19 protein-coding genes are annotated in these 17,995 nt (G+C 68.4%); 5 read left to right on the top strand and 14 right to left on the bottom strand.

Annotation, left to right across the window (positions count from 1 at the left end):
- Window positions 1-14: 14 nt before the first annotated feature.
- Entirely contained in the window at window positions 15-1,022 is a 1,008-nt protein-coding gene (locus tag JI752_RS01970) for a TraB/GumN family protein (protein ID WP_216958443.1), read from the top strand.
- A gap of 20 nt (window positions 1,023-1,042) precedes the next feature.
- Here JI752_RS01970 and rnfB read toward each other — a convergent pair whose 3' ends face one another.
- From rnfB to JI752_RS01950, 4 genes are all read right to left on the bottom strand, one after another.
- Window positions 1,043-1,480 (bottom strand): Rnf electron transport complex subunit RnfB, encoded by a 438-nt coding sequence (gene rnfB, locus JI752_RS01965; RefSeq protein WP_216958441.1) that lies wholly within the window; start codon window positions 1,478-1,480, stop codon window positions 1,043-1,045.
- Window positions 1,481-1,557: 77 nt separating this feature from the next.
- Window positions 1,558-3,639: a methionine--tRNA ligase gene (gene metG, locus JI752_RS01960; RefSeq protein WP_216958439.1), complete on the bottom strand. Its 2,082-nt coding sequence runs from the start codon at window positions 3,637-3,639 to the stop codon at window positions 1,558-1,560.
- Window positions 3,640-3,761: 122 nt separating this feature from the next.
- Window positions 3,762-4,208 (bottom strand): DUF2147 domain-containing protein, encoded by a 447-nt coding sequence (locus tag JI752_RS01955; RefSeq protein WP_216958437.1) that lies wholly within the window; start codon window positions 4,206-4,208, stop codon window positions 3,762-3,764.
- 136 nt (window positions 4,209-4,344) lie between these two features.
- Window positions 4,345-7,167 carry a TonB-dependent receptor gene (locus tag JI752_RS01950; protein WP_216958435.1) on the bottom strand — a complete coding sequence of 941 codons (2,823 nt, stop codon included), beginning with the start codon at window positions 7,165-7,167 and terminating at the stop codon, window positions 4,345-4,347.
- A gap of 203 nt (window positions 7,168-7,370) precedes the next feature.
- Here JI752_RS01950 and apbC point away from each other — a divergent pair, with 203 nt between their 5' ends.
- From apbC to JI752_RS01935, 3 genes are all read left to right on the top strand, one after another.
- Window positions 7,371-8,447 (top strand): iron-sulfur cluster carrier protein ApbC, encoded by a 1,077-nt coding sequence (apbC, locus tag JI752_RS01945; protein WP_216958433.1) that lies wholly within the window; start codon window positions 7,371-7,373, stop codon window positions 8,445-8,447.
- Between the two features lie 75 nt (window positions 8,448-8,522).
- The gene (dcd, locus tag JI752_RS01940) at window positions 8,523-9,092 is read left to right on the top strand and encodes a dCTP deaminase (RefSeq protein ID WP_216958431.1); all 570 of its coding nucleotides are present in this window, start codon (window positions 8,523-8,525) and stop codon (window positions 9,090-9,092) included.
- 133 nt (window positions 9,093-9,225) lie between these two features.
- Window positions 9,226-9,987, top strand: a complete 762-nt coding sequence (locus JI752_RS01935) for a M48 family metalloprotease (protein WP_216958429.1) — start codon at window positions 9,226-9,228, stop codon at window positions 9,985-9,987.
- A gap of 67 nt (window positions 9,988-10,054) precedes the next feature.
- On the opposite strand, the gene JI752_RS01930 is transcribed toward JI752_RS01935, so the two are convergent.
- Genes JI752_RS01930 through JI752_RS01885 form a run of 10 tightly spaced genes read right to left on the bottom strand, consistent with a single transcriptional unit; the run spans window position 10,055 to window position 16,444 of the window.
- Entirely contained in the window at window positions 10,055-10,348 is a 294-nt protein-coding gene (locus tag JI752_RS01930; RefSeq protein WP_216958426.1) for a hypothetical protein, read from the bottom strand.
- 14 nt (window positions 10,349-10,362) lie between these two features.
- Window positions 10,363-11,022, bottom strand: coding sequence for a pyroglutamyl-peptidase I (gene pcp, locus JI752_RS01925; protein ID WP_254200147.1), 660 nt, complete (start codon window positions 11,020-11,022; stop codon window positions 10,363-10,365).
- Window positions 11,019-11,984: a DUF979 domain-containing protein gene (locus JI752_RS01920; RefSeq protein ID WP_216958424.1), complete on the bottom strand. Its 966-nt coding sequence runs from the start codon at window positions 11,982-11,984 to the stop codon at window positions 11,019-11,021. The genes pcp and JI752_RS01920 overlap by 4 nt, the downstream gene beginning before the upstream one ends.
- Window positions 11,971-12,702 carry a DUF969 domain-containing protein gene (locus tag JI752_RS01915; RefSeq protein WP_254200145.1) on the bottom strand — a complete coding sequence of 244 codons (732 nt, stop codon included), beginning with the start codon at window positions 12,700-12,702 and terminating at the stop codon, window positions 11,971-11,973. Before JI752_RS01915 ends, JI752_RS01920 begins: the two co-directional genes overlap by 14 nt.
- On the bottom strand, window positions 12,699-13,454 hold the full coding sequence (locus JI752_RS01910; RefSeq protein WP_216958422.1) for a 5-oxoprolinase subunit PxpA: 756 nt from the start codon (window positions 13,452-13,454) through the stop codon (window positions 12,699-12,701). Before JI752_RS01910 ends, JI752_RS01915 begins: the two co-directional genes overlap by 4 nt.
- A gap of 20 nt (window positions 13,455-13,474) precedes the next feature.
- On the bottom strand, window positions 13,475-13,639 hold the full coding sequence (locus JI752_RS01905) for a DUF5668 domain-containing protein (RefSeq protein ID WP_199244485.1): 165 nt from the start codon (window positions 13,637-13,639) through the stop codon (window positions 13,475-13,477).
- A 42-nt stretch (window positions 13,640-13,681) separates the two neighbouring features.
- Window positions 13,682-14,626 carry a biotin-dependent carboxyltransferase family protein gene (locus JI752_RS01900; protein WP_216958420.1) on the bottom strand — a complete coding sequence of 315 codons (945 nt, stop codon included), beginning with the start codon at window positions 14,624-14,626 and terminating at the stop codon, window positions 13,682-13,684.
- On the bottom strand, window positions 14,623-15,354 hold the full coding sequence (gene pxpB, locus JI752_RS01895; RefSeq protein ID WP_216958417.1) for a 5-oxoprolinase subunit PxpB: 732 nt from the start codon (window positions 15,352-15,354) through the stop codon (window positions 14,623-14,625). Before pxpB ends, JI752_RS01900 begins: the two co-directional genes overlap by 4 nt.
- Window positions 15,351-15,779, bottom strand: a complete 429-nt coding sequence (locus tag JI752_RS01890) for an HIT family protein (protein ID WP_216958415.1) — start codon at window positions 15,777-15,779, stop codon at window positions 15,351-15,353. Before JI752_RS01890 ends, pxpB begins: the two co-directional genes overlap by 4 nt.
- The gene (locus JI752_RS01885) at window positions 15,776-16,444 is read right to left on the bottom strand and encodes a dienelactone hydrolase family protein (RefSeq protein WP_216958413.1); all 669 of its coding nucleotides are present in this window, start codon (window positions 16,442-16,444) and stop codon (window positions 15,776-15,778) included. Before JI752_RS01885 ends, JI752_RS01890 begins: the two co-directional genes overlap by 4 nt.
- Window positions 16,445-16,588: 144 nt before the next feature.
- Between JI752_RS01885 and rimO the strand changes: the two genes are divergently transcribed.
- Window positions 16,589-17,938, top strand: coding sequence for a 30S ribosomal protein S12 methylthiotransferase RimO (rimO, locus tag JI752_RS01880; protein ID WP_216958411.1), 1,350 nt, complete (start codon window positions 16,589-16,591; stop codon window positions 17,936-17,938).
- Window positions 17,939-17,995 lie beyond the last annotated feature (57 nt).

The raw sequence follows: 17,995 nt of genomic DNA, 5'->3' as shown, positions 1-17,995 counted from the left end.
GGAACACCGACCCGATGCGCCGCCGCCTGAAACTGTTGTTGCTTTCGCTCGCCGCTGCCGCGGGCCTGATGTCGGTGGCGCTGGCGGTCGAGCAGGCGCATGCCCCGGCGCCGGCCGCGCCGGCGCAGGTCGCCGCCGCCGCGCCGGCCGCTACGCCGCCGGTGCCGCTGCTGTGGAAGGTGTCCGACCGTGACAACGCGGTGTATCTGCTGGGGTCGTTCCACCTGCTCAGGGAGAGCGACTATCCGCTGTCGGGCGATATCGACCAGGCCTTCGCAGCGTCCGACAAGGTCGTGTTCGAAGTGCCGCCGGAGCAGATGCTGGATCCGTCGATCGCGCAGAGATTCCTCGCTGCGGCCGGATACGCCGATGGCCGCACGCTCAGCCAGGTGCTGCCGGCGGCGATGCGCGAGAAGTTCAACCGCATCCTCGCCCAGCGCGGTTCGTCGATCGCCCAGTTCGACGGCTACGAGCCGTGGTTCGTGAACCTGTCGCTGATGCTGGGCATTTCCCAGCAGATGGGGTTCCGCCCGGACAAGGGCCTGGACCAGACGCTGATCCAGCAGGCGCTGGCGAGCGGCAAGGCGACGGGCGGGCTGGAGTCGCTGGACACGCAGTTGAACGTGCTCGATTCCACGCCGATGGCCGAGCAGGTGACGTCGCTGAAGGAGTTCCTCGACAAGCCCACCGAGATGCCGGGCATGCTCGAAGACCTTCACGGCGCCTGGCGCGCTGGCGACATCGCGCGCCTGGACAAGCTCGCGCGCGAAGAGATGCGCGACAAGACGCCGCAGACGTACCGCATCGTCAACGTGCAGCGCAACGACGCCTGGGTGCCGCAGATCCAGCAGATGCTCGACGGGCAGAAGAAGGGCGAGACGCTCGTCGTGGTCGGTGCGCTGCACCTGCTCGGCGAGGACGGCGTGATCGAGAAACTGCGCGCGAAGGGGTATACGGTCGAGCGTGTGTGCTCGGTCTGCGCGGCCGACGAAGCGACGAAGGCAGTCGTCGAGACGAAGTAAGGCGCTGCGTGTGGCGGCCGTTACGCCGCCACCATCACGATGCAGTCCACCGGGCACGCCGGCACGCACAGCTCGCAGCCGGTGCACAGCGGGTCGATGACGGTGTGCATGTGCTTGGAGCCGCCGACGATCGCGTCCACCGGGCACGCCTGGATACATTTGGTGCAGCCGATGCAGTCGGCCTCGACGATCAATGCGACCAGCGGCGGTTTGTGTTCGCCGCGCGTGCGGTCGTAGGGCTTCGCCGGCACTTCCAGGAGTTTCGCCAGCGCACGTGCGCCTTCATCGCCGCCGGGCGGGCAGCGGTCGACATCGGCCTCGCCGCGCGCCATCGCCTCGGCATACGGACGGCAACCCGCGAAACCGCATTGCCCGCATTGCGTCTGCGGGAGGAGGCGGTCGAGGCGTTCGGTGATTTCCGGGATTCGGGATTCGGAATTCGGGATTCGCGAAGGCATGACATCTGATCTCGCGTGGACGAATCGGGTGGTATCGCTGTTACGAATCCCTAATCCCTAATCTCGAATCCCGACGCTCAGCGCACCGGCATGCCCGGCTGCACGCCGGCGTCGGCGTCCAGCAGGTGCAGCGAGCCGCCGTCGAAGCCCGCCGACAGGATCATTCCCTCGCTCACGCCGAAGCGCATCTTGCGCGGCGCGAGGTTGGCGATGAACACCACGCTGCGGCCGACCAGCTTTTCCGGCTCGCCGTAGGAACCGCGGATGCCGGAGAAGATCTGGCGCGTGCCCAGCTCGCCGGCATCGAGTTCGAAGCGCAGCAGCTTGTCGGAGCCTTCCACGAACTCGCACGCCACCACCTTGCCCACGCGCAGGTCGAGCCTGGCGAAGTCGTCGATGCCGATGTACTGCGCCGCTTCGCCCGCGGCGGGCGCAGGTGCGGCAGCGGGCTTCGCAGCGGCCTTGGTGTCGGCCTTGGCCGGGGCTTCGGTCTTGGGGACTTCGGACTTCAGCGAGTCCTTGGAGGCTTCGATCATGGTGTCGATGTGCTTGGGGTCAATGCGGGTGAACAGCGGTGCGTAAGGCTGGACGCGGTGCGACAGCAGCGGTGCGGCGAGGTCGTTCCACGTCTTCACCGGCGCGGCGAGGAAATCCTCCGCCTGCGCGGTCACGCGCGGCAGCACCGGCTTGAGCGCGGCGTTGAGCACGCGGAACAGGTTCAGGCCCTGCGTGCACACGGCCTGCAGCTGCGCGTCCGCGCCGTCCTGCTTGGCCAGCACCCACGGCTTGCATTCGTCGATGTACTTGTTGGCTTCGTCGGCCAGCGCCATCGTCAGGCGCAGCGCGGTGGCCGCTTCATTGCGTTCGTAGGCCTGCGCGATCGGTGCGAGCTGCTCGACGAAACGCGCGTACATCGCCGCGTCCGGCAGTGCATCGGCGAGGTGTCCGTCGAAGCGCTTTTCGATGAAGCCGGCGCAGCGGCTGGCGAGGTTCACGAACTTGCCGACCAGGTCGGCATTCACGCGGGCGATGAAGTCCGCCAGGTTCAGGTCGAGGTCGTCGACGCCGCCGGCGGTCTTGGTCGCGTAGTAGTAGCGCAGCGCTTCGGGTTCGAGACCGGCATCGAGGTAGGTGCGCGCCATCACGAAGGTGCCGCGCGACTTCGACATCTTCGCGCCGTCCACGGTGAGGTAACCGTTGACGTGCAGGCGCGTCGGCGCACGGAAGCCCGCGCCATGCAGCACCGCCGGCCAGAACAGGCCGTGGAAGTTGACGATGTCCTTGCCGATGAAATGGTGCAGCTCGGCCGTGCTGTCGCGGCGCAGGTAGGACCAGAAGTCCAGGCCTTCGCGCTCGCACAGCGCCTGGAAGCTGGACAGGTAGCCGATCGGCGCATCCAGCCAGACGTACAGGAACTTGCCCGGGTGACCGGGAATCTGGAAACCGAAGTAGGGCGCATCGCGCGAGATGTCCCACGCGCGCAGGCCGCCCTCGGCATCCAGCCATTCCTGCAGCTTGGCCTTCACGCCCGGCAATGCGACGTCGCCCGACAGCCATTCACGCAGGAACGACTCAAACTGACCGACTTCGAAGAAGAAGTGCTCCGACTCGCGCAGTTCCGGCGTGGCGCCGCTGATGACCGAGCGCGGTTCCTTCAGTTCGGTCGGCGAGTAGGTCGCGCCGCAGTTCTCGCAGTTGTCGCCGTACTGGTCCGGCGTGCCGCAGTTGGGGCAGATGCCCTTCACGTAGCGGTCGGGCAGGAACATGCCCTTGACCGGATCGAACAACTGCGCGACCGAGCGCCGGGCGATGTGGCCGTTGTTGTCGAGCTTGGCGTAGATCGCCTCGGTGAGGATGCGGTTGCGCTCGGAGTTGGTCGAGTCGTAATGGTCGAAGGCGACGCCGAAGTCGGCGAAGTCGCGTTCGTGGCTGGCCTGGATGCCGGCGATGAAGGATTCCGGCGTCTGCCCGGCCTTTTCGGCGGCGAGCATGATCGGCGTGCCGTGGGTGTCGTCGGCGCACACGTACCAGGCTTTGTGGCCGGCCATGCGCTGGGCGCGGCACCAGATGTCGGCCTGGGTGTAGCCGACCAGATGGCCCAGGTGCAGGTGCCCGTTGGCGTAGGGCAGGGCGCAGGAAACGACGAACTCGCGGGACATGGGGGATGGGTGAGCGAAGTGAGCCCGGGATTATCGCATGCGCCCCGCGGCGTTCCGGTGGCGGAAACGAAACGCCCCGGCCAGGCCGGGGCGTCGTCGTGCAACGTGCAGCGGTGCCGGCGTCAGCGCCGCGACCAGGTCTGCGTGCGGCCCAGCAGCGAGAAGCCCATGAAGCCGCGCACTTCCAGCTTCTTTCCGCCCTCCACCGGCGTGACCTTCACCGAGTAGACCTTGCCGCTGGCCGGATCGAGGATCTGACCGCCTTCCCAGGTCTCGCCCTTCTGCTTGATGCCCCACAGGATCACCATCCCCTTGACCGGCTTGTTCTTGCGGTCGCCGGAGCACTTGTCGCAGAGCGGGTTCGGGCCGCGATCGGACTGCAGGATCTCGGTGACGCGCCCGGCCAGGCTGCCGTCCTTCGCCTCGTAGATCTCGACCACCGACTTGGGCTTCTGGGTCTTGTCGTCGATGGTGGTCCACTGGCCGACCGGCGAGGTCTGCGCGAACGCGGCCAGCGGCAGCGTCAGCAACAGCAGGGCGAGCAACTTGGCGGGCTTCTTGGTGAGCATGTGTCCCCTCCCAGGGATTCGGTTCGCGCCAGTTATACCGCATCCCATGGCGTATGGAGCGTGCGCTCGTAGGCACTGTTCGGCCGCGTTCGGCGCGCGAACCCCGCCACCGGTCCGGTGGCGGGGAAGGGCGGTTTCAGTGGCCGAACTCGTAGCGCATCTCCGCGTAGATGGATCGCCCGTAGGGGTTGTAGAGGTAGTTGTTGAACGGCGTGCCCGAAGTGCCCGGGTAATTGGCGGCCTGATGCTCCGGCGTCTTGTCCAGGACGTTGTTGAACAGCAGCGAGAGGCGGATGTCGTCGTTCACGTCGTAGTTCAGGCTCAGGTTCCAGGTGGTGTAGGGCGCCCACCAGCCGGCCTTCTGTCCGCCGGGGTGCACGTAGTCCCATGACTTGGAACTGTAGGCCAGGTAGTTGGGCGTCTTGCCGATGCGGTTGGCGTAGGCGGTCGTCGTCCATTTGCCGATGTTCCAGCCCAGCGAGGCGTCGGCGCGCGTCTTCGCATAGCTGTCGTAGAGCCACATGGCGTAGGGATCGCGCAGCAGGTCGATGGGTTCGTCGCCCGGCAGCGGCGTGACCGTGTGCTCGAGGTTGTTGGTGTAGTGGCCGGCGAAGTTCAGCGTGCCGTGGCGGCCTAGGTCGAGGGTGTAGTTCGCACTGGCGGTGACGGCTTCCAGTTTCTGCCGAGATACGTTGACCTTGGGCGTGTGGATCGACTGGATCTCGCCGTTCTCGCCACGCTTGACCCACTCCAGCGCCTGCGCGCAACTCGCCGTGGCGGTGTTGGCGCCACCGGTGCGGCAGAAGAATTCGGCAAGCATGAGCTGGTCGGCGCTTTGCTGGTCGACTTCGTCGCGGATGTCCCAGACGAAGTAGTCCAGCGACATCGACAGGCGCGTCGTCGGCGCCCACACCAGGCCGGCATTCCACACGTCCGCCTCGATGGGACGCAGGTCCGGATTGCCCGATTGCTGGCCGAAGAACTGCGAGGAATCGTAAGTGCAATCGTCGGTGTTGCCCGGCGTGTAGCGCGGGTCCTGCTGGTAGCAGCGGTAGTAGTCGGTGGTGGAGCTGTAGTAACCGCTCGGCCCCTGGAACATGTCCGACAGCGTCGGCGCACGGAACGCGGTGCCGTACTTGCCGCGCAGCAGCAGGCTTTCGATCGGGCGGTATTCGATGCCCAGGCTGTAGGTGGGCTTGTCGATCGTGCGGCCGTTCGCGTCGAAGGCGTCGTAGCGGCCGGAGAGGGTGAGCGTCAGCGGCTTCCACAGCGGCAGGCGCAGTTCGCCGGTCACGGCGTAGCGATCGCGATCGCCTTCGCCGCTGACAGAGGTTAGGCCCCACACCTGGGACTTCAGCGTGTCCGGATCCTGCACCAGTCGCGCATCGGGCCGGTATTCCCAACCCTGCGTGCCGCCCTCGACCACCACCGCAAGCCCCGCGTCGCCGCCGGGCAGCGCGAACAGCGAGGTGTTGGTCAGCTGCGCGCGCAGCAGGTTGTCGTAGGTCCTGCTGTCGGTGTCGACATAGCCGGTGAAGCCGGCGAAGTCGGCCGGCGAGATCGGCTGGTAGAACGCGGCGTAGTTGGGGCGGAAGATCGGATAGGCGCCGCGCATGCCCAGCTTCGGTCCCAGGACGTGCTGTTCGAAATAGGCGTTGATGGGATCGGCGAATCGCGCCCACTGGTGTTCGCGCAGGCGGTAGTCGCTGCGCGTGAAGCCGACGTCCCAGTCCCAGTTCCCGCCGGCTTGGCCCTGCGCGCCCAGCGTGATCATGGTCGAGCGGTTGCGGTCGGTGTTCATGATGTCGGCGAAGCCCAGCCCGCCTATGTCCTCCGGCGCGAACGCGCGCTGCAGGTTGAGCAGGGCGCGGCGATCGGGATCGTAGAAGTAGCCGTACTTCGCGCTCGTGCCCCACCAGGTGTAGTTGGAGCCGGTGGCGTAGTCCACGTTTTCCTGGCCGGCGAGCAGGTCGGCGTAGTGGCGGACGGCGTCGTTCACGTCGAAGGTGGCGTGCGTGTACAGCTGCGCGCTGTCCTTGCCGTTGCGCAACGTGCGATAGCCCGGCGTGCTGAATGAACCGCAGTACGCGCCGAAGCCCGGACGCATCTGCAGCGCTTCGGTGCCGTCGAACTGGCCGGTGACGTTGCCGCACTGAGCCGGATCGAGGAACAGGTAGGTGTTGCGCGCCGAAGCGTTGATCACCACGTAGTCGCGGCTGGCCAGCGGCGCGGAGGTGCCGCGTGGGTTGTACTGCCGCGTGAGCTCGCGCTGATGGCCCCAGATCGGATCGCGGGTTTCCATCTGTAGGCCGGCGAGCAGTTGCAGGCGGCCGTCCATCGCGCTCCAGCCGTCGGACGCGCTCAGGCGCAGGCTGTCGCCGCCGCCCTCGTCGTACCAGCCGCCGCGCAGGTTCAGCGACAGTCCGTCGACCTGCTTCTTCAGGATGATGTTGATCACGCCGGCGATCGCGTCGGAGCCGTACAGCGAGGACTGCCCGCCGGGCAGGATCTCGATGCGCTCCACCAGATCCACCGGAATGCCGCTGATGTTGTTGAACGTGTCGCTGCCGTTGTAGAGCGCGGGGTAGTTGGCCATCGGACGGCCGTTGATGAGGTACTTGGTGTAGCCCGGATCCAGTCCGAACATGCCGGCCGCCTCGGCGCCCTGGGTGAAGGCGGCCGAGGTCTGCCCGCCCTGCAGGCCGCCGGTCTGGAACGTGGACTGCTGCAGGACGTCCGCGACGCTGGTGAAGCCGCGTACCTGGATGTCCTCGGCCGAAACGACCGTCACCGGTGTGAAGTTCTCCAGTTGCGTCTGTGGAATCAGCGAGCCGGTCACGGTGACCTTGTCCAGATCGGTGGGCGCCGGTGTCTGCGCGAGGGCGCAGGCGGGCGCCAGCAGTGCGGCGATGGCCAGGCAGAGGCGCGTGCGCCCGGCGGACTGCGGAATCGACTTCATGTTTTCCCCTTGCGATGGTTGATCGCGGCGCGGATGGGATCGCGGCGCGCGCCTTCGTGGCGCTGGGACCATCGCAATGCGCGGAGCGGGGAAGAATCGGAACAATCCGAAAATACAACCGTGAGTGGTGCATTGCGCAATCAAAAGTTGGCTTGGCCGGCGATCCCGTAGAATGGCGGTCTTACTTTCCGGCTGTCTTCGTGATGGATTCCCTGCAAGACCGAATCGCTGCGCTCCCGCTCCCAGACACCGACCTCACCCTGGCCCAGACCGGCGCGCGCATCCGCGCGGTCGAAGCAGAGGGTCGCGTGGTGGTCGAAATCGCCCCGGGCTTCCCGTGTGCCCATCTGCGGCCGTGGATGGAGCGCGAGATCACCGCGCTCCTCGCCGCCCAGGGCGCGACGCTGGCCCGGCTGGAGCTGCATCCGCGCATCGTTTCGCACGCCGTGCAGCCCCAGCTTTCGCCGCTGACGAACGTGCGCAACCTCATCGCCATCGGCTCCGGCAAGGGCGGCGTCGGCAAGTCCACGACCGCGGTGAACCTGGCGCTGGCGCTCGCCGGCGAAGGCGCGCGGGTGGGCGTGCTCGATGCCGACATCTACGGCCCCAGCATTCCGACCATGCTCGGCCTCAGCGGCCGCCCGGACAGCCCCGACGGCAAGAGCATCGAGCCGATGCAGGCGCACGGCGTGGAGGCCATGTCGATCGGTCTGCTGGTCGAACAGGACACGCCGATGATCTGGCGCGGCCCGATGGCGACCTCCGCGCTGACCCAGTTGCTGGGCGAGACCCGCTGGGGACAATCGCTCGGCGGCGACCTGGACTACCTCATCGTCGACCTGCCGCCGGGCACGGGCGACATCCAGCTCACCCTGGCGCAGAAGATCCCGGTGGCCGGCGCGGTCATCGTCACCACGCCGCAGGAAGTGGCGACGATGGACGCCCGCAAGGCGCTGAAGATGTTCGAGAAGGTCAACGTGCCGGTGCTGGGCCTGGTCGAGAACATGGCCGTGCACGTGTGCTCCAACTGCGGCCACGCCGAGCACGTGTTCGGCGAAGGCGGCGGCAAGCGCATGGCCGCGCAGTACGGCGTGCCGCTGCTGGGCAGCCTGCCGCTGGAGATCGCGATCCGCGAACAGGGCGATGCCGGCACCCCGGTGGTCGTCGCCGCGCCCGACAGCGCCGCGGCCGCCGCGTACCGCGCCACGGCCCGGCGCATGGCGATCGAGCTGGCCCTGCGCCCGCGCGTGGCCACGCCGCTGTCGGCCTCGCTGATCTGAACCCCGGGGCCTCTGGCCCCGGCCTTCCCCGGCTGACACAATCGCCGTTCCCACGCCCGAGCCCGCACGCACCGCATGAGCATCAAGTCCGACCGTTGGATCCGTCGCATGTCCGAACAGCACGGCATGATCGAACCGTTCGAGCCGGGCCAGGTCAAGACCGCCGCCGATGGGCACCGCATCGTCAGCTACGGCACCTCCAGCTACGGCTACGACGTGCGCTGCTCGCGCGAGTTCAAGGTGTTCACGAACATCAACTCCACGATCGTCGATCCCAAGCATTTCGACAGCGGCAGCTTCGTCGACATCGAAAGCGACGTGTGCATCATCCCGCCCAACTCCTTCGCGCTGGCGCGCACGGTCGAGTATTTCCGCATCCCGCGCGATGTGCTGGTCGTCTGCCTGGGCAAAAGCACCTACGCGCGCTGCGGCATCATCGTCAACGTGACGCCGCTGGAGCCGGAATGGGAAGGCCACGTCACGCTGGAATTCAGCAACACCACGCCGCTGCCCGCGCGCATCTATGCCAACGAGGGCGTGGCGCAGATGCTGTTCTTCCAGTCCGACGAAGTCTGCGAGACCTCCTACAAGGACCGCGGCGGCAAGTACCAGGGCCAGGTCGGCGTGACGCTGCCGCGCACCTGATCCCGCCCGGGAAAAGCATCGAGAGGCCCGCCAACGCGGGCCTTTTGTTTGCCTGCGAATCTCTCTGATGGCCGCGGAAAAAGGCATCAAGCAGCCTTGCGCGTGATTCATCCCGCCCATCTGAAGGAACGACATGAAACGACTGATTTCGCTTTTTGCCGCCTGCACGCTGTGCATCGGCGTCGCCCACGCCGGCAAGCTCGGCGCCCTGCTCGGAAACGACAAGATGCTCGAAGCCGGCGGCGACGCGGTGAAGGGCCTGACCATGTCCAGCGCCGAAGTCAGCCAGCTGTCCGCCCAGTCGGTGGTGCAGATGGGCAAGGACAACACCGTCGCGCCCGCCAGCAGCCAGTACGCCAAGCGGCTGGCGCGGCTGACCAAGGGCATGGAGCACGAGGACGGCCTCGACCTCAACTTCAAGGTCTACATGGTCAAGGACGTGAACGCCTTCGCCACGCCGGACGGTTCCGTGCGCGTGTTCGCCGGCCTGATGGACCTGATGCCCAACGACAACGAACTCATGGCGGTGATCGGCCACGAGATCGGGCACGTGCGCAAGGGGCACTCGCTGGAGCGCTTCAAGACCACCTACCTCACCAGCGCCGCGCGCAAGGGTGCGGCCGCGGCCGGCGGCAACGTCGGTGCGCTGGCGTCTTCGCAGCTCGGCGCGCTCGGCGAGGCGGTGGTGAAGGCCAAGTTCAGCCGCGGCAACGAGACCGAAGCCGACAAGTACGGCGTGGATTTCCTCCTCCGCCACAATCTCGATCCCAACGGCGCGGTCGAGGCGATGAAGAAGCTGGGCGGTGCGCAGAAGACCGGGCTGCTCGACAGCCATCCGGCGTCGGCGCAGCGCGCCGAGGCGCTGCAGAAGTACATCGCGGGCAAGAAGCGCTGAGGCGCGCCGCGAAGTGAAGCCCCTCTCCCGCTTGCGGGAGAGGGGTTGGGGTGAGGGGTTGCGTCCCTCAGCGCCGCACGTAGGTAACGAAGAAGCCCTGCAAGTCGCCGTTCTCGGTGTAGCCGACCACGCTCACCACATCGAAGCCGTTCGCGTTGAAGGCCTTGTGCGCCTGGTTGAGTTCGCCCGCCGAACCGCTCTTGCGCGCGCCCAGGTCGACGTCGACGTACAGGCTCACCGTGCGCTGGCCGGCGCCGCCGGCTTCGGCGGCCTTCTTGTCGTAGAACGACTGCGACGCGGCGCAGGCGAGGGTGGGGAACAGCAGCGCCGTGGCGAGCAGGGCGGCGAACGGTTTACGCATTCTCGAAGGTCCTTTCAGTGGGTGGCGCCCGCACCGATGCGGACGTCGTGTTCGATGGTCAGGGCGATGGCGACGCCGATGCGCAGCGCCTGCGCGACGACGGACACCGGCAGGCTCGGCGCACCGGCGTGCAGCGCGGCCTGCGCGGGCGAGTAGGGGATGTGGACGAAACCGCCGCGCGTGCCCGGCACATCGCGCAGCGCGTGCATCAGTCCGTAGAAGACGTGGTTGCAGACGTAGGTGCCGGCGGTCTGCGAAATCTCGGCCGGAACGCCCGCGTTGCGCAGCGCCGCCAGCATCGCCTTCACCGGCAGCCCGGTGAAGTACGCGGCCGGGCCGTCGATCACCACCGGCTCGTCGACCGGCTGCGCACCGGCGTTGTCGGGAATGCGCGCATCGATCACGTTGATCGCCACGCGTTCCAGTGACAGCTGCGCACGTCCGCCGGCCTGGCCGACGCAGATCACCAGCGACGGCGCCAGTTCGTCCAGTGCGTGCCGCAGCGCAGGCAGCGACGCGTCGAACTCCACCGGCAGGCAACGCGCGACGATGCGATGCCCGGCGACGACCTCGCCTTCCAGCGCCTGCACGGCTTCCCAGCTCGGGTTCGTCGTCTCGCCGCCGAAGGGCGCGAAGCCGGTCAGCAGCACATGCGGCATCGGCGTCGCGCTCATCGGAACGCCAGCCAGTACATCAGCGCGAGGTTCACCAGCAGCAGTGGAATCGCCGTCGGCAACTGCGCGCGGATCACGGCGTTGGGATCGTCCAGCTCCAGCAGCGCGGCCGGCACGAGGTTGAAGTTGGCCGCCATCGGCGTCATCAGCGTGCCGCAGTAGCCGGTGAGCATGCCGATGGAACCCAGGATGGCCGGCGCCGCGCCGTGTTCCTGCACCAGCAGCGGCAGGCCGATGCCGGCGGTCATCACCGGGAACGCGGCGAACGCGTTGCCCATGATCACCGTGAACAACACCATGCCCAACCCGTAGGCGAGCACGCAGGCCAGGCGGCTGTCGGCGGGGATCAGCATGGACACGATCGACGCCACCGCATCGCCCACGCCGCTGGCCGCGAACACGCCGCCCAGCGTCGCCAGGACGATCGGCAGCAGCGCCGCCCAGCCCATCGTGTCGAGCAGGCGCCGGCCGTCGCCGAGCGCGGCGACGGGGCGCTCGCGCGTGACCGCGATCGCCGCGAAGGTCGCCAGCACGCAGGCCAGGGCCAGCCCGATCAGCGTGATGCTGCCTTCGCCGAACAGCCGCGTACCGCCGATGGCGATCTTCGGCCCGAGCAGCACGATCAGCACCGTCACCACCGGGATGATCAGCGCCGGCACGAACAATCGATGGCCCAGTCGCAATGCCGATGCCAGCCGCTGCGCTTCCGGCGCTTCCTCGATGTGCTCGCGGCGCATGCGCGTGGCCAGCAACGCCAGCGCGATCACGGCCGCGCCCGCCCACTGCGCGGGAAGCTTGTCGCCGGCCTTCGCGGCATCCAGCACCGGCCGGCCGGCGGCGAACAGCACCGCGATCAGGGTCCAGAACGCCGCGTGCGCGTAGCGTCGCTCGCGCAGGTTGCGCAGGCCCGCGTACAGCAGGAACAGCGCAAGCAGTGCATAGAAATGCTCAATCGACAGCATCGGCGCGCTCCGCGGAAGGCTGCGCGGCGCGGCGCGCGGCGGTGCGGCGGTCCAGCCCGCGCTGGAAGAAGACGATGCGCACGGCGTGGATCACGAACGCGGCGATGGCGGTGGGAATCGCCCATAGCGCGATCTGCAGCGGCTCCAGATGAATGCCGTGTTCGGCGTAGAAGCCCTGGATCAGCAGCACCGCGCCGAAGGCGAGGAACACGTCCTCGCCGAAGAAGCGCCCGACGTTGTCGGTCGCGGCGGCCAGCGCGTACACCTTCTGCGTGTCCTCGCGCGAGACCGGGCCGTTGGGCTTGTTCGCCGCCGATTCCGCCATCGGCGCCAGCAGCGGGCGCACGGTCTGCGCATGTCCGGCGATGTCGATCAGGCCGATCATGCTCAAGCCTTGGCGCGCCGCGAGGTAACCGGCGAGCAGCCGCGACAGCGTCAGGCCACGCCAGCGCGCGATCCAGCGCAGCGCGTGCTCGCGCAGGCCGGCGCGTTCGAGCAGGCCGATGATCGGCAGCGTCATCGCGAACATCAGCAGCGCGCGGTTGGAGACGAAGCTTTCGCCCAGCAGCGCGAGCAGTTCGCCCATCGACTTGCCGGCCAGCAATCCGCTGACCAGTCCGGCGCTGACCACCACGATCACCGGGTTGGCGCGCAGCACGAAGCCGACGACGACCCAGGCGACGCCGAGCAGCGGCCAGTAGTTGATGGCGTCGTTCATGCCGCCGCCCCGAATGCGCGCACGGCGATGCCGTCGGCTTCCAGCGCGGCGCGCACGGCGCGGGCGAATTCCGCCGCATCGCTGCGATCGCCGTGCAGGCACAGCGTGTCGGCGCGAACCGGCACCACGCGTCCGTCATCGGCCACGACTTCGCCGTGCAGCGCGAGGCGTCGCACCTGCGCGACGGCGTCGTCCAGCGATTCGATCACCGCGCCGGGCGTGCCGCGCGGGCGCAGGCGGCCGCGTGCGTCGTAGCCGCGCTCGGCGAAGACTTCGTGGGCCACGCGCAGGCCGTGTTCGGCACCGGCCTGCGTCAATGCGGAGCCGGACAGGCCGTACAGCACCAGCGCCGGGTCGATGGCGGCCACGGTTGCGGCGATGGCGTTGGCCACGTCGCGGTTGTCGGCGGCGACGTTGTACAGCGCGCCGTGCGGCTTGACGTGCGCGAGCGCGACGCCTTCCTCGCGGGCGATGGCTCGCAGGCGTTCGATCTGTTCGCGCACCGTGCGGGCGATTTCAGCCGGCGCTTTGTCGAGCACGCGCCGGCCGAAATGCTCGCGATCCTCGAACGAGGGATGCGCGCCCGCCGCGACGCCGTGCGCGCGGCACAGGCGCAACGTTTCGCGCATGCTCGCCTCGTCGCCCGCGTGGCCGCCGCAGGCGATGCTGGCGGACGTGACATGCGGCAGGATCGCCGCGTCGTCGCCGCAGCCTTCGCCCAGGTCGCAGTTGAAGTCGATGCGCACGGCCACGACGGTGTCGCCGCGCGGCCTCAGCCGCGCTTGAACAGCATGCCCAGGCCGACCACGATCAGGATCGCAGGCCACCAGGTCATCAGCAGGCGGCCCAGGCTCATGTCGGTGAAGCCAAGGTTGTTGAGCAGGAACAGGGTGCCGATCACGACCAGCACCAGCGCGCCGACGATATGGGATTTCATGGAAGTCGAGCCTGGAGGTTGCTTGAAAAGAAGGGAGTGGGTTCAGACCGCGGCGAGGCGCGCATCGATCATCACGCCGATTCTGGCGAGGCGCGCACGCGCCGCGCAAGCCAGCCGATGGGCGGTTGCGGCATCGCAGGGCGCGAAGTGGAGCGTCTGTCCCGGAATGCATTGCGCCAGACGGGGCAGGTCGGCGGCGATGACGTGGCCGAGCTTCGCGTAGCCGCCGACGGTCTGGGCGTCGGCCAGCAGCACGATGGGATTGCCGTCGGACGGCAGCTGGATGGTGCCCGGCGCGACGGGCTCGGACACGCCGTCGGCGGTCGGCACGGCCAGCGCATCGCCCTGCAGGCGCAGACCCTGGCGGTTGCTGCTCGCGCTGACGCGCCAGCCGCGCCGCGCGAACGCCGCCGCGGCCGCATGCGCGGACGGGCGGTAGCGGATCGGCAGGTGCGTGTCGTGCGACGGGTCGATCCACCATTTCGGTGCGCGCGGTGTGTGGATGTCGCGCGCCGTGGCCTCGCCCAGCGGCAGGACGTCGCCGCTGCGCAGCGCCCGGCCGTCCACGCCGCCGAAGCCGCCGCGCAGATCGGTGCTGCGGCTGCCCAGCACCGGCGCCACGTCGATCCCGCCGTCGATCGCCAGCCAGGCCCGCGCGCCGTCGCGCAGCGCGCCCAGTTCGAGCGTGCCCGCGGGCAGGTCGACCGGACGTCCGCAGGGCACCGCTTCGCCGTCGAGCTTCGCCACCATCTGCGCGCCGACGATCGCGATCCGCGCGGGTGCGTCCAGTCGCAGCGTCGGTCCGCGCAGCGTCAGTTCCAGCACGGCGGTCCCGGCGGTGTTCCCCACGAGCCGATTCGCGAGCGCTGCGGCATCCGCATCGAGCGCGCCCGCGTACGCCACGCCCAGGTGTCGCCAGCCGGGACGCCCGAGGTCCTGCACCGTGGTGAGCAGGCCGGGTGCGATGACATGCAGGGCACGCGTCACGCGCGTGCTCCGTCGGTTTGTTCGAGGCGCGCGAATTCATCCGCGTCGATGGCGCGCAGGCGCACGCGATCGCCGGGTCGCAGCGTCGTCGGCGGCTCGCGCGTGGGGTCGAAAAGACGCAACGGCGTACGGCCGAGCACGCGCCAGCCGCCGGGGCTTTCGCGCGAGTAGATGCCCGTCTGCGCGCCGCCGATGGCGACGCTGCCCGCGGCGACGCTGGCGCGCGGCGTCGCCAGTCGCGGCAACGCCAGCGCGGGATCCAGGCCCGACAGGTAAGGAAAGCCCGGCGCGAAGCCGATCATCGCCACGGTGTATTCGCCGGCGGTGTGGCGTTGAATCAGTTCGCTTGGCGTCAGGCCGAGTTCGGCGGCGGAGGATTCGAGATCGGGACCGTGTTCGCCGCCGTAGAGCACGGGGATATCGACAATGTTCGCTCCCACGCCTTCGTGCAGGGGGATAGCTACGTTTTCGCCGCCCGACGCATCCTCCTCGATCATCGCCAGCAACCGCGCATGCACCACGGCCGGGTCCATCGCCGGATCGAAGAACACGCCCAGGCTCGCGAACGCCGGCACCAGATCGCGCAGCCAGGGCAGGCCGGCGCTGCGCAGGCGCGCGGCCATCGCGTGCACGGCGGTGTTGAGCCCGGTGTCTAGCGTGTCGCCGAAGCGCAGCAGCCAGGCGTCGTCGGCCAGCGGTTCGATGTCGCAGGCCGGGCGCGATGTCACTGCTTCAGCGCGCCCTGCAGCTGCTGGATGCGCGTGACCAGCGCCTCGGGCGTATAAGGCTGCGCGGTCGCCGTGCCCCACACCGGGCGCGGCCAGGCGATGTCGTCGGGAAAACGCGCGATCACATGCACGTGCAACTGCGACACCACGTTGCCCAGCGCAGCCACGTTGAGCTTGTGCGGCTTGAACACCGCACGCAGCGCATGGCTGGCCAGGTTGATCTCCTGCAGCAACGCGGCCTGCTGCGCGCCGTCCAGGTCGATCAGTTCCACCGCATCGTTCACGCGTGGCACCACGATCAGCCACGGGTGGTTGGCGTCGTCCATCAGGCGCAGCTCGCTCAGCGCGAGGTGCGCGACCGGGTGCGTGTCCTGCGCGAGCTGCTCGTGCAGGTGCCAATCGCCGTGCGCGTCGCTGCGATTCATCGCAGGTTCTCCTCGAGGAACTCGATGGTCCGCCGCCACGCGGTTTCCGCCGCGGCCGGATCGTAGACGTGGTTGTCGACCTCGCGGTTGAAGGCGTGGCCGGCACCGGCGTAGACGTGGATGGTCGCACGCGGCTGCTTGTGGCGGTGTTGTTCGACGGCGTCGGCGGGAATGCTGGTGTCGGCTTGCCCGAAGTGGAACATCATCGGCGCGCGCAGCGGCTCGTCGAGGAAGGGCAGGGTGCGCGCGCCATAGTACGAAACGGCCGGCAGCCCAAGGCGTGCGTTTGCCAGGAACGCCACGCTGCCGCCCCAGCAGAAACCGACCGCGCCCACGCGCAGGCCCTCTTCGCCCAAGCTTTCGGCCGCGGCGGAGACGATGTCCACCGCGCGGTCGAACCCCAGTTCGTTGCGCAGGGCGACGCCGCGCTGCGTGCCGGCTTCGTCGTAGCCCAGTTCGATCCCCGGCGCGACCGGGTCGTACAGCGCCGGCGCCAGGGCGACGAACCCGGCCGCGGCGAAGCGCTCGGCGACGGCACGGATGTGCGCATTGGCGCCGAAAATCTCCTGCAACACGATCACGGCACCGTGAGACGGGCCGGCCGGATCGGCCCGCCAGGCGCGCACGGGGCCGTGCAGGGTCTCCAGGTCGATCCAGTGGGCCATGGCGCTGTTCAGTTTGGTCGGGGGACAGGTCGATTCTATCCCTGACGCTATACTCCGCAGCCTTCCCGCCCGTCGCAGCCTCGTCGCCCTCGCATCGCGAAGGTGATGGGCCGCCGCCAGCTGCCCTTTCGTTCCGGTCCGTCCATGTCCCTTGCCAATCCCAAAGTCGGTTTCGTCAGCCTCGGTTGCCCGAAGGCCCTGGTCGATTCCGAGCGCATCCTCACCCAGCTGCGCGTGGAGGGCTACGACATCGTCCAGACCTACGACGACGCGGACGTGGTGGTGGTGAACACCTGCGGCTTCATCGATTCGGCCGTGACCGAATCGCTGGACGCCATCGGCGAGGCCATCGCCGAGAACGGCAAGGTCATCGTCACCGGCTGCCTGGGCAAGAAGCCCGAGCAGATCCGTGAGGCCCACCCCGGCGTGCTGTCCATCAGCGGCCCGCAGGACTACGGCAGCGTGATGAACGCCGTGCACGCGGCGCTTCCGCCCAAGCACGACCCGTTCCTGGACCTGGTGCCCGACACGGGCATCAAGCTCACGCCCAAGCACTACGCGTACCTGAAGATTTCCGAAGGCTGCAATCACCGCTGCAGCTTCTGCATCATCCCGTCGATGCGCGGCGACCTGGTGTCGCGCCCGGTCGATCAGGTGCTGCGCGAAGCCGAAAAGCTCGCGATGGGCGGCGTGAAGGAACTGCTGGTCATCTCGCAGGACACGTCCGCCTACGGCGTCGATGTGAAGTACGCCGAACGCGAATGGCGCGGCAAGGCGTACCAGACGCGCATGAAGGCGCTGTGCGAAGGCCTGAGCGAGCTGGGCATCTGGACGCGCCTGCATTACGTGTATCCGTACCCGCACGTGGACGACATCATTGCGCTGATGGCGGAAACGGGTTCCAACGGCATGCCCAAGCTGCTGCCGTACCTCGACATCCCGTTCCAGCACGCCAGCCCGCGCGTGCTCAAGCTGATGAAGCGCCCCGGCGCCGTGGACAAGACGCTGGAACGCATCCAGCGCTGGCGTTCGATCGCACCGGACATCGCCATCCGCTCGACCTTCATCGTCGGCTTCCCGGGCGAGACCGAGGCCGAGTTCGAGGAACTGCTGGACTTCCTCGACGAGGCGCAGCTCGATCGCGTGGGCGCGTTCGCCTATTCGCCGGTGGACGGCGCGACGGCCAATGCGCTGCCCGACCCGGTGCCGGAAGAAGTGAAACAGGAGCGCCTGGCGCGCTTCATGGAGCGCCAGGCGGAGATTTCCGCGGCCAGGCTCGAGGCCAAGGTCGGCACGACGCAGCGCTGCATTGTCGACGCGCTGGACGGCGAACTCGCCATCGCCCGCTCGATGTACGACGCGCCGGAGATCGACGGCCTGGTGCAGATCCAGAACGGCTTCATGGCCGGGCTGAAGCCGGGCGAGTTCGTCGACGTGGAGATCATGGGCGCCGACGAGCACGACCTGTTCGGCGAGGTCGCGTTCGACGACTAAGACGCGCTTGCGCCGCGCCGCGTCGCGCGCAAGGCGTTTCGTCCCGGCCGCAAGGCA

This window comes from Lysobacter sp. MMG2 (assembly GCF_016735495.2).
Lineage (GTDB): Bacteria > Pseudomonadota > Gammaproteobacteria > Xanthomonadales > Xanthomonadaceae > Lysobacter_J.
Note: the sequence above shows the minus strand (reverse complement) of the source record. Positions and strands in the feature narration are given on the sequence as shown.